The organism is Flavobacterium weaverense (genome assembly GCF_003688495.1).
Lineage (GTDB): Bacteria > Bacteroidota > Bacteroidia > Flavobacteriales > Flavobacteriaceae > Flavobacterium > Flavobacterium weaverense.
In genome coordinates this window covers 699,560-710,865 of sequence record NZ_REFH01000007.1, presented here as the reverse complement: position 1 = coordinate 710,865, position 11,306 = coordinate 699,560, and the positions used below count along the sequence as shown (strand labels likewise).

Below are 11,306 nucleotides of genomic sequence, written 5' to 3'. Positions count from 1 at the left end.
TTATTTACAAGGTTTTCAAATACCTAAAAATAATTAATACTTAGGCAAGAATGCTCAGCTTCATAATTTATAATCACTTTAAATCGATTGTTTTCCATCAAAAGTGCCCATAATTAGCATATTAATTTTGTACTTTCATAGGGCTTTAGTACCTTTCGCAATAGATACAATTACAAACCTTACACATTGAACAAATGTTAGAAGAAAAGAATGATAACCTGTCTCGTAATGAAAACGAAACAGATGGAAACGTGGAAAACAATGCGGTTGATACAAACCAATCTCCAACGGATAATTTAGAGCAATCCGCATCTACGGAAATAACTGAAGAACCTGCTGAAGACAATGTTGTAAATCCAGAAGAAAGTAATTCCACTGATGCCGTTGAAACGAAAAATCAGAATGCCGTTGACGCTATCGCAGATTCAAATGCTGAAGAAAGTGAAGATGAAACACTGAAAGAACGTCATGCTATTCCTATGCAAGATTATGATACTTTATCATTAGAGGAATTAGTAGACGAGTTATCTAATTTAGTTTCGAACGAAAAAGTATTATCTGCTAAAGATCATATTGAAGAAATTAAAAAATCATTCTTAGCAAAATACAATCATCTTTTAGAAGAGAAAAAAGAAGAATTCCTTGCTGAAAATCAAGATCCAAATGAAGATTTCCAATATCATTCTCCTCTAAAAACAAATTTCGATAAATATTATTCCATTTTTAGAGATGCTAAAAATACGCATTTCAAAAGTTTGCAAACTAATCTAAAATCTAATTTAGAAAATAGATTAGCAATCGTTGAGGAACTTAAAGAACTTATAGATCCTCAAGCAAACATTAAAGATACCTTAAAACATTTTAATGATTTAAGAGACCGTTGGAAAAATGCAGGACCAATTCCTAAAGATAAGTACAATCATGTATGGAATAATTTTCATTTCCATGTAGAGAATTTTTACGATTATTTACACTTAGATAGAGAAGCAAGAGATTTAGACTTTAAGCACAATCTTGAGCAAAAACAAAAAATCGTTGCTCGTGTTGAAGAACTAGTAAACGAAGCGGACATCAATAAAGCTTTTAGAGAATTACAGGATTTACATCGAATTTGGAAAGAAGATATCGGTCCAGTTTCTAGAGAACACCGTGATGATATCTGGAATAAGTTTAGTGAATTAACTAAACAAATGCACGATAAAAGAGAAGTTTTGTTTGAAAACCAAAGAGGTACAGAGCAAGAAAATCTAGAAAAGAAAAAAGAAATAATCGCTCAAATTGAAGTTTTAGCAACTGAGAAAGTTAATGCTCATTCGCAATGGCTTGCACAGATTGAAAAAGTAGAAGCTTTACGTACTGCTTTTTTCTCAGCTGGCAAAGTTCCTTCAGATGTAAATGAAGAAACGTGGTCTGCATTTAAAACTGCTGTTAGAAATTTTAATTCTTTCAAAAACTCTTTTTACAAAGATATTAAGAAGGATCAAAACGATAATTTAAGTAAAAAAACGGCACTTGTAGCCAAAGCTAAAGAGTTACAAGAAAGTACAGATTTTGCTACTACTACTCCTATCATGAAGCAAATTCAAGAAGAATGGAAGCAAATAGGTCATGTGCCGAGAAAATATTCAGATAAAATCTGGAAAGAATTTAAAGATGCTTGTAATCATTATTTTGAGAAGTTAAAAGAGCAAAAAAACGAAGAAAATAGTGAAGAAGTAGAAGCATTCGATAACAAGAAAACCTATTTAGAAACACTAAGAGAGTTTCAACTGATAGGTGAACATAAAGCGGATTTAGACGCTATAAAATTGCACATCGAAACTTGGAAAAACTTTGGTAAAGTTCCTTTTCCAAGAAGACATATCGAAGGTAAGTTCAATAAAATACTAGATGCTCTTTTTGAAAAATTAAATCTAAGTAAAAAAGATACTGAGATGATGCGTTTTTCAAATAGAATGGATCATTTATCTGAAAGTAATGATACACGCAAGCTTGATAATGAGAAAATTTTTATCATGCGCAAAATTGAAGAAGTTCAAAATGAAATTTTCCAATTAGAAAATAACATTCAGTTTTTCACCAATACGCGTAACGCTAAAAAAGAAAACTCTATAGTTCTAGAAGTTAGAAAAAACATAGCAATTCATAAAGAAACGCTTACTGTTTGGAAAGAAAAACTTAAACAGTTGCGAAATCTTAACGTAGAATAAACTACAAATAAGCTTATAAAGTAGTAACCTCGAACAAATACTGTTCGAGGTTTTTTTTTATCTGTATTAATTCGCAGAATAACCTTCATTTACAGGAAAGAATGACTCATAATCAAATCCAATGGCTATATTTACATTATGGATTGGTTAAGGAGAACAATACTTATTATTGGACTTTCATTAGTTATTTTCGCTGCTTTTACTGCTAGCAAATCATTGGGTGACTCCATCGAAATAGAAAAAACAGCACCTTCTTATTCACCAGACAGTATACATAGTTCTGTTTTTATTCAGCCTCAAACTACAGCTGCTTTTATATTACAGTATAAAACACAAAGCTACACTGTAGTAAAATATTTAGAAAGCTATTTAGCTTTACTTCCAGAGTTTAAAATTAAGACTCTTTTCATCCGTTATGCGAATCAAGACATCAATCGATGCGAGATGGTTTCGCTACTCTTATTTCCGTATCACTCTTTTTGGTAAAATATATTCTTACTTCTATTATTAAGAGACTTTTTTAATTCTCGCAATTAACACAAATTAATATTATTTACTCAAACTATTTGAACAAATCAATTGGTTCAAGTCATCTTGTTATATAAACACCTAAAATTAAAAAAAATGGACACTTCAATTACAATTATCGGACTTGCATTATCTTTCTTAATCGCTATTCCAATATTCTACTCAATACGATCAAATTCACTTAATAAATCAAAAATTAATTCGATTATAAATCAATACACTCAGCCAGGAAATTTTAAATTTGAGGTGATAGACACATTAAATAAAAAAGTTTTGGCTTTCGACGAACACAATAAAGGATTTATTTTAATGGATTTTAACCCGAAGACAGAGTCTAATTCATTTATCAATTTAAATGATGTACAATCTTGTAAAGTGAACGTTACTAAGGACAGTGCTAATGGTGATACAAATCAAGTAGATTTAGAGTTCCAATATATGAATAGTAAAAAATCAGAATCTATTCCATTTTACAAAATAGTCAATGACCAAATGGGGCAACTTTGCTTATACGAAGATCATCAGCTTGCAAAAAAATGGAAATCACTAATTGATAACTGTATTACTAAATAATTTAAAAGAGACTTTAAAAAGGTCTCTTTTTTTTTGTCTTTTTCTAACATGATAAATATCATTTTAAATATTTAGTGTTAGGAGTACTTTTGGATATTACTAAAAGCTTTTATTATGAAAAACTCCTTAATTCAAAAATACAACGTTCCAGGTCCCAGATACACTAGTTATCCTACGGTTCCCTATTGGGATGAAGCTGATTTTTCATATGAAGCATGGACTGACACCTTAAAAAAATCATTTATACAAAGTAACGGTCCAGAAGGAATAAGTCTTTATATACATCTTCCTTTTTGTGAAAGTCTATGCACTTTTTGTGGATGTAATAAGCGTATCACAAAAAACCACAGTGTAGAAAATCCTTATATAGAAGCTGTCTTAAAAGAATGGTCAATCTACTGTAAAATATTAGGAGAAAAGCCAACTGTAAAAGAAATCCATTTAGGAGGCGGAACGCCTACTTTTTTCTCCCCAAAAAATTTAGAGGATTTAATTAACGGTATTTTCACAAGCGCAACTAAAGCCGAAAATTATGAATTTAGTTTTGAAGGACATCCCAACAATACCTCTTACGAGCATTTGCAAAAGCTATACGATTTAGGTTTTAGAAGAGTAAGCTACGGAGTACAAGATTATTCTGCAAAAGTGCAGAAAGCAATTCACAGAGAACAACCCTTTCACAACGTTGCAAAGGTTACTTTCTGGGCTAGAGAAATAGGTTATACTTCGATAGGCCACGATATCATCTTTGGTTTACCATTTCAAGAACTTGATGATATTATCGATACGATAGAAAAAACAAAATCATTACAACCTGATCGATTGGCATTTTACAGTTATGCTCACGTTCCGTGGATTAAAGGAAACGGTCAGCGTGGTTTTAAAGATGAAGATATACCAAAAGATGACAAGAAAAGATTGTTATATGAAACAGGTAAAAAACTACTTTTCGAAAATGGTTATCACGAAATAGGAATGGATCATTTTGCCCTAGAAACGGATAGTCTTCATGATGCCTTTGAAAAAGGAAAATTACATCGTAACTTTATGGGTTATAGCTCTTCAAAAACGCAACTAATGGTAGGCTTGGGCGTTTCATCTATTAGTGATAGTTGGTATAGCTTTGCCCAAAATGTAAAAAACTTAGAAGATTATTACCAAATATTAGAATGGGATAAAATACCTGTTTATCGTGGACATTCACTGACAAATGAAGATTTAATAATCAGAAAACATATCTTGAATTTAATGTGCCAATTTGAAACTTCATGGGAAAATAAAGATGTTTACTTTGAAGAAATTCCAGATGTTCTAATTCAATTGAAAGAAATGGAAAACGATGGCTTACTTATTATTAAAGAAAACAGTATCGAAGTGGCAGATGCTGGAAAACCTTATGTTCGAAATATCTGCATGGCTTTTGATCTTCGATTAAAACGAAAAGCTCCGGAAACCGAATTGTTTTCGATGACAATATAAATTATTAGTTAAATAAAAAAACACGCTGTTAGCGTGTTTTTTTATTGAAATATGCTTACTAATATATTAGTGACAATTTGGATCTTCTTGAACGAACAAGCTCATATTGGATGGCGAGATATAAGGAATTCCTAATCCTAAACCTCTCAAAATAAACAAGCATCCGATTAAAACAGCAACGTATGGAATTAATTTTTGGATTTTATTTCTAACAGGCATTGTCAAGTACGAATTAATGTACACAATACTACTCATCATAGGAACTGTACCAAGACCAAATAATATCATATACAAAACTCCAAGACTTTCACTTTGCATCGCAATTGCACCAAAGAGAGCGACATAAACCATTCCACACGGTAAAAATCCATTTAATAAACCAATAGTAAATAATGACTTATAGCTTTTATTTCTAAATTGACTTCCTAAAGATGTCTTAATTTTAGAGATTAATCTATACGCTGGTTTAGAAAAATTATATTTTGCGAAAATCTTCTCTGGTATCAACACTACAATAATCATTGCGGCACCTATGAATATCGATAAATTTTGCTGAATTCCTGCTAAGAAGAAACCTTTACCTAGAAGTCCGAAAACAAATCCGATAGTTCCGTAAGCAGTTAGTCGTCCAATATGATATGTAATTATTTGTGTTACCTTTTTAGCTTGATTCGTTCTATCAATAGGCAACATCATCGCAATAGGTCCGCACATACCTATGCAATGAAAACTACTTATTAAACCGAATATAAACGCTGAGTATAGCATTTTACTATATAGGATATTATAAAGATTAAAAGCCATAATGTCAATATTTGACTTTATGGCTTTTATCTAATTAATGTAAATTGTTTCTTTAGTCAAATATAATTTTCCATCATATTTCCATTCCATGTTAATGTCCCATCGACCGCCTGCCAAACTTTTTTTAGGTATGAGCAAAGTAGTAGCATCAGATAATGAAATAGGAATTTCGAAATCTAATTTTTTGTTAGACGGTCTATAAAGGGACACTTTTCCTTTGATATTTTTTGGAACTAAAGTTGTTGGAAAAACAATAGTAACTCCTTCTTCCACTATAGTAATTATAGGTTTTGACTTTAAATCTTGAGCGTTTTGAATGCGCTCCATCTCATCACCAAATTTAGCATCGTGCTTGTAATATTCTTCTACGACCAAATCATTATCGTATTTAGAATCTGATTGAACTTTTATAACAAAATACAATATGAACGAAATAAACAAACTGAAAGCAATGACAATTGCTGTTCCCCAATTAATTTTCATGATATTTTATTTAATAATTTGAAGTATTGCTAAAGTGTTAATCGAAACTTCGTGGACTTAAAAAGTTGGTCGTACTCGTTTCAATTTTCTTATCACCATCGTAAACTTCTATCTTCAATTTTGTTTTATCGCTATCCAATAAATTTTTATTGATTTCGACAAATAATGTACCACCACTCATTCCTTGTTTTGGCACTTTTAATTCTTGTTTACCTACCACATTCAAAGTACCATTTATACCAACTAATTTAAAATGAACATCATTAAAATCATTGTTAGTTTTATTAATAATTTTGAAAGTGTAAATATTACTTATATTATCTCCTTTATGTTGGAATAGCTGCCCTGGTAAACGTAAAATCGTCGCTTCGACATCAGTACGTAAGAATAAAAGACCAATTAAAATTCCTGTAAGAATAAATAATACAGCTGAATATCCCTTAATTCTTGGCGTTATCTTAAACTTATTTTTCTTCTCAATTTCCTCTTCTGATGCATAACGGATTAAACCTCTAGGCAAACCGATGTTATCCATAATAACATCACATTCATCAATACAAGCCGTACAATTTACGCATTCCATTTGAGTACCGTTACGAATATCAATTCCGGTAGGACAAACATGCACACATTGTTTACAATCAATACAATCTCCTTTTCCACTTGCAGCGCGATCTTCTTGCTTATTGTATTTAGCTCTTCCTAATTCCTTTTCACCTCGTACAAAGTCATAAGCTACATTTATAGATTTATCATCTAGTAAAACTCCTTGTAACCTTCCATACGGACAAGCAATAATACATACTTGCTCTCTAAACCATGCGAAAACAAAGTAAAATATACCTGTGAATATCAGTAAAGAAATTAAAGTACTCACGTGATTTACAGGTCCTTCTTCAATCATTAAAAATAGTTTATCACTACTAATTAAATAGGCAAGAAATACATTAGCAATGAAAAACGAAATAATAAGAAACACAGTCCATTTAAGTGCTTTTTTTCTGATTTTCTCCGCGTTCCACTCTTGTTTCTCTAAACGAATTTGAGCTCCTCTATCTCCTTCAATCAAATATTCAATTCGACGAAAAACCATCTCTAAAAATATAGTTTGCGGACAAATCCATCCACAAAATATCCGTCCAAAAATAACAGTAAACAGAATTACGAATACGACACCTACCAGTAAAAAAAGAACAAAAATGTAGAAATCCTGTGGCCAAAATGGAAATCCGAAAATATTAAATCGACGTTCAAGAATATTAAACATCATGAACTGATTGCCATTAATCTTTATAAAAGGATTAGCGACAAGAATAATTAGTAAAATATAACTAACCCACTTCCTGTAATCATAAAACCTACCTGAAGGTTTTTTTGGAAAAATAAATTTTCTACTACCATCTACATCTATCGTTCCAATAGTATCTCTAAAAGCTTCGTCTGGTAATTTTGACATTTTTTTAATTTTAAAAAAAATTAATGAAGAGCTCTAAAAAAATATGATTTTTATAAAGCTCTTTTATTATGATATTACTTTACTTGTGTAGAGTCAATAGCATTTGGTACCGGAATTGTAGTAGATTTAGCTGCATCTTTGTCTACCCAAACTTCACCTTCTGCTTCTTTTGCATCAGCTGGATCACTTCCTCTTAATGAGATAATGTAACTCGCTACCTTTTGCATTTCTTTAGGTTTTAAAGTTCCTTTCCATGCAATCATACCTTTACCATCACGACCACCATTTACTAATGTGTGGAATATATTTTTTATCCCGCCACCTAAAATCCAGTAATCATCTGTTAGGTTTGGACCAATTTGTCCACCTGCATCTGCTCTATGACATGCTGCACAATTTGTAATATATATTTCCTTACCTACAGATAAATCTGCAGCATCAGTTAATACTGTTACTGTTTCTTCGTCCATCATATCAGGAGCAGTTTTCATATATTCTGCTACTTCAATTTTAGCTTGAGCGATCTCTTTAGCCAACTCCATTTCTTGGTCATCAGCACCTAAAACTTCGAATCTAACCATATAAACAATTCCAAAAAAAATAGAAGCATAGAATAAATATACCCACCATGGCGGAAGATTGTTATCTAATTCTTTAATACCATCGTAATCGTGCTCTAACAGTAATTGATCTTCACTTACTATTGTAGATTCTGGTCTTACAAATGTTGATACTAATTTTTTATACCATTCGCTATCCGTAAAACTCTCATCACATTTCTCTTGTAATTCGGCTTTTTCTTGTTCGGTCATTAAATGATACGTAATATTATCTACCGCTCTCATTGTAATTGATATCGCTATTAATACGAAAAGAAATACTAGTAAGAAGACAGAAACCATAGGATACCTAATGAAAGCTGGTTGATTGCCCGAGTCTATGAAATATTCCATCGCCCCAAATGCAGCAAAGAAAATGACAATTACGCTAACGTATGCTGGAATTAATTTTTTCATTCTATATATTATTAAAAAATTATACTATTTTATTGTCTTCTAATGGCATTTGGCTCAACTCGTCTATTCTCTCTTTTTTATAGGAAAAAACCCAAATTCCTAATCCTACAAAAAAGGAAAAAAATATTAATAACGATATGATTGGAAATGTTTCCACACCATCAATGGTCTCTAAATTATGTTTTACTTGTTCGAACATGACTCTATAATTTTAGTACTATTTCTTTACTTTTATATCAGTTCCAAGTCTTTGCATGTAAGCAATCATTGCTACAATTTCTCTTTCGTTCATTGGAACAAATTCCTCACCTCTAGCTGCTGCTTTTTGCTTGCTTTCCTCGTAACTTTTCACAAAATCTGGATCGTTTTTCAAACTTTCTTCAATCGAAATTGCTTGTTTTCTTAGGTTATCTAATCCACCAGCTACTTCAGCTTCTGTGTACGGAACACCTAATGTTACCATCACTTCCATTTTCTTTTGAGTATGAGAAATGTCCATTGCTTTATTATCAAACAACCATTTATATCCAGGCATAATAGAACCGGCTGAAATACTTTGTGGGCTCCAGAAATGGTTAAAGTGCCAGTTGTCATTGTATTTACCACCTACTCTTAATAAATCTGGTCCTGTACGTTTTGATCCCCATAAGAATGGATGGTCATAAACAAACTCACCTGCTTTAGATTGTGGTCCATAACGTTCTACTTCACTACGGAAAGGACGAACAGACTGAGAGTGACATCCCACACAACCTTCACGAATATATAAATCACGTCCTTCTAATTCTAGCGGAGAATATGGTTTAACACTTGTAATTGTTGGGATATTAGATTTAACCATTATAGTTGGAACAATTTGAATCACACCTCCAATTAAAATAGCAATAGTTGCTAAAATTGTTAACTGAATTGGTTTTCTTTCTAACCAAGGGTGGAATTTTTCTCCTTTAACTCTTCCAGAGCTAATTCTTACTAATGCTGGAGCTTCAGCTAATTCATCTTCAATTACAGATCCTGCTCTTAGTGTTTGAATGATGTTATACACTAAAACAAGCATTCCAGTTAAATAAAGACATCCACCAATAGCTCTCATCCAATACATTGGCATGATTTGAGTTACCGTTTCAAGGAAGTTACCATACGTTAAAGTTCCGTCTGGATTAAATTGTTTCCACATAGATGCTTGCAAGAAACCAGCAACATACATTGGAATTGTATATAATATAATACCTAAAGTACCAATCCAAAAGTGGAAGTTAGCTAACTTTAAAGAGTACAAAGTAGTTTTAGACATTCTAGGAACCAACCAATAAATCATACCGAATGCTAAGAAACCATTCCATGCTAATGCACCTACGTGAACGTGTGCAATAATCCAGTCCGTGTAGTGCGCGATAGCATTTACATTTTTAAGAGACAACATTGGACCTTCAAAAGTAGCCATACCATAACCAGTAATTGCTACAACGAAGAATTTTAAAACAGGATCAACACGTACTTTATCCCAAACACCTCTTAATGTTAACAATCCATTAATCATACCTCCCCAAGATGGAGCAAGCAACATAATTGAGAATGCAACACCTAAGTTTTGCGCCCAGTTAGGTAATGCCGAATATAACAAGTGGTGCGGTCCAGCCCAGATATAAATAAAAATTAAAGACCAGAAGTGAACAATAGATAGTCTATATGAGTAAACCGGACGATTAGCAGCTTTAGGTACAAAGTAATACATCAAACCTAAGAAAGGAGTCGTTAGGAAAAATGCAACTGCGTTATGACCATACCACCATTGAACTAATGCATCTTGAACTCCTGCATAAACAGAATAACTTTTCCAAGCAGATACCGGAATCTCTAAATTGTTGAAAATATGCAATACCGCAACAGTAACGAAAGTTGCTAAGTAAAACCAGATCGCAACATATAAGTGGCGCTCTCTACGTTTTATCATAGTCCCAATCATATTGATTCCCATTACAACCCAAATAATGGTAATTGCAATATCAATAGGCCACTCCAGCTCAGCATATTCTTTTGAAGAACTATAACCTAAAGGCAGTGTTATAGCGGCTCCAACAATAATTAGCTGCCAACCCCAGAAGTGAATGTTACTTAATAAATCACTAAACATTCTCGCTTTAAGCAATCGCTGCATGGAATAATACATTCCAGCAAAAAAAGCATTTCCTACAAAAGCAAAAATAACAGCGTTTGTATGTAAAGGTCTCAACCTACCGTAGCTTAACCACGATATTCCATCGGTCATGTTTGGGAAAAGAAACATAAAGGCCAATGTGAGCCCAACTATCATCCCTACTACACCGAAAGCGATAGTAGCGAAAATGAATTTCTTTACAATTTTGTTGTCATAATAAAACTGCTGCATTTCCATAATTAAATTTGTTTTTTATTTTAATTTTAATGTTTGAAGTCAATAGAACAGGACTATTTATCCTGCTCCTTTTCTTCAATTTCTTCTAATTGTGTTACTTTTTTTGGAGATTTCATCAACTCATCATCAAAAAGCATTCTGACAGACGGCGTGTAATCATCATCGTATTGTCCTGTTTTTACTGCTGTTATAAAGGCAATAAAAAAGCCAATCGCAATGATTATACTGATGGTTATTAATAAATAAATGACACTCATACCTAAGTTTATGTGAACAAAATTACTGTGATTATTTTACGCAAAACATGACAATTGTCATACACATTGACAAACGTTAAATAAATGTGAAGATACACAATTATT

Annotated in this window: 11 protein-coding genes; 4 read left to right on the top strand and 7 right to left on the bottom strand. The window is 32.2% G+C overall.

From position 1 onward, the window contains the following. Positions 1 to 194 precede the first annotated feature (194 nt). From BC961_RS03155 to hemN, 4 genes are all read left to right on the top strand, one after another. Positions 195 to 2,210, top strand: a complete 2,016-nt coding sequence (locus BC961_RS03155) for a DUF349 domain-containing protein (RefSeq protein ID WP_211331303.1) — start codon at positions 195 to 197, stop codon at positions 2,208 to 2,210. Positions 2,211 to 2,348: 138 nt separating this feature from the next. Further along, positions 2,349 to 2,696 carry a hypothetical protein gene (locus BC961_RS03150; RefSeq protein WP_121924385.1) on the top strand — a complete coding sequence of 116 codons (348 nt, stop codon included), beginning with the start codon at positions 2,349 to 2,351 and terminating at the stop codon, positions 2,694 to 2,696. 138 nt (positions 2,697 to 2,834) lie between these two features. Further along, on the top strand, positions 2,835 to 3,311 hold the full coding sequence (locus tag BC961_RS03145; RefSeq protein WP_147440527.1) for a hypothetical protein: 477 nt from the start codon (positions 2,835 to 2,837) through the stop codon (positions 3,309 to 3,311). Positions 3,312 to 3,425: 114 nt separating this feature from the next. Then, complete coding sequence (hemN, locus tag BC961_RS03140; RefSeq protein WP_121924383.1) at positions 3,426 to 4,790, top strand: oxygen-independent coproporphyrinogen III oxidase; 1,365 nt, start codon at positions 3,426 to 3,428, stop codon at positions 4,788 to 4,790. Positions 4,791 to 4,856: 66 nt separating this feature from the next. On the opposite strand, the gene BC961_RS03135 is transcribed toward hemN, so the two are convergent. The 7 genes from BC961_RS03135 to ccoS form a co-directional block, all read right to left on the bottom strand. After that, entirely contained in the window at positions 4,857 to 5,558 is a 702-nt protein-coding gene (locus BC961_RS03135; protein ID WP_121924382.1) for a sulfite exporter TauE/SafE family protein, read from the bottom strand. 66 nt (positions 5,559 to 5,624) lie between these two features. Then, positions 5,625 to 6,077 (bottom strand): FixH family protein, encoded by a 453-nt coding sequence (locus BC961_RS03130; protein WP_121924381.1) that lies wholly within the window; start codon positions 6,075 to 6,077, stop codon positions 5,625 to 5,627. A gap of 37 nt (positions 6,078 to 6,114) precedes the next feature. After that, a complete protein-coding gene (ccoG, locus tag BC961_RS03125) occupies positions 6,115 to 7,533 on the bottom strand; it encodes a cytochrome c oxidase accessory protein CcoG (RefSeq protein ID WP_121924380.1) in 1,419 nt (472 codons plus the stop codon). Between the two features lie 74 nt (positions 7,534 to 7,607). Beyond that, positions 7,608 to 8,549, bottom strand: a complete 942-nt coding sequence (locus tag BC961_RS03120) for a cbb3-type cytochrome c oxidase N-terminal domain-containing protein (protein WP_121924379.1) — start codon at positions 8,547 to 8,549, stop codon at positions 7,608 to 7,610. A gap of 19 nt (positions 8,550 to 8,568) precedes the next feature. Then, positions 8,569 to 8,748, bottom strand: a complete 180-nt coding sequence (locus BC961_RS03115; protein WP_121924378.1) for a cbb3-type cytochrome c oxidase subunit 3 — start codon at positions 8,746 to 8,748, stop codon at positions 8,569 to 8,571. Positions 8,749 to 8,766: 18 nt separating this feature from the next. Then, on the bottom strand, positions 8,767 to 10,944 hold the full coding sequence (gene ccoN, locus BC961_RS03110; RefSeq protein WP_121924377.1) for a cytochrome-c oxidase, cbb3-type subunit I: 2,178 nt from the start codon (positions 10,942 to 10,944) through the stop codon (positions 8,767 to 8,769). Between the two features lie 53 nt (positions 10,945 to 10,997). After that, positions 10,998 to 11,201, bottom strand: a complete 204-nt coding sequence (ccoS, locus tag BC961_RS03105; RefSeq protein ID WP_121924376.1) for a cbb3-type cytochrome oxidase assembly protein CcoS — start codon at positions 11,199 to 11,201, stop codon at positions 10,998 to 11,000. Positions 11,202 to 11,306: the final 105 nt, after the last annotated feature.

Bases quoted from the DNA above. Each gene is read 5' to 3' on its own strand.
- BC961_RS03155 (WP_211331303.1), top strand. From the start codon at position 195: ATGTTAGAAGAAAAGAATGATAACCTGTCTCGTAATGAAAACGAAACA.
- BC961_RS03150 (WP_121924385.1), top strand. From the start codon at position 2,349: ATGGATTGGTTAAGGAGAACAATACTTATTATTGGACTTTCATTAGTT.
- BC961_RS03145 (WP_147440527.1), top strand. From the start codon at position 2,835: ATGGACACTTCAATTACAATTATCGGACTTGCATTATCTTTCTTAATC.
- hemN (WP_121924383.1), top strand. From the start codon at position 3,426: ATGAAAAACTCCTTAATTCAAAAATACAACGTTCCAGGTCCCAGATAC.
- BC961_RS03135 (WP_121924382.1), bottom strand. From the start codon at position 5,558: ATGCTATACTCAGCGTTTATATTCGGTTTAATAAGTAGTTTTCATTGC.
- BC961_RS03130 (WP_121924381.1), bottom strand. From the start codon at position 6,077: ATGAAAATTAATTGGGGAACAGCAATTGTCATTGCTTTCAGTTTGTTT.
- ccoG (WP_121924380.1), bottom strand. From the start codon at position 7,533: ATGTCAAAATTACCAGACGAAGCTTTTAGAGATACTATTGGAACGATA.
- BC961_RS03120 (WP_121924379.1), bottom strand. From the start codon at position 8,549: ATGAAAAAATTAATTCCAGCATACGTTAGCGTAATTGTCATTTTCTTT.
- BC961_RS03115 (WP_121924378.1), bottom strand. From the start codon at position 8,748: ATGTTCGAACAAGTAAAACATAATTTAGAGACCATTGATGGTGTGGAA.
- ccoN (WP_121924377.1), bottom strand. From the start codon at position 10,944: ATGGAAATGCAGCAGTTTTATTATGACAACAAAATTGTAAAGAAATTC.
- ccoS (WP_121924376.1), bottom strand. From the start codon at position 11,201: ATGAGTGTCATTTATTTATTAATAACCATCAGTATAATCATTGCGATT.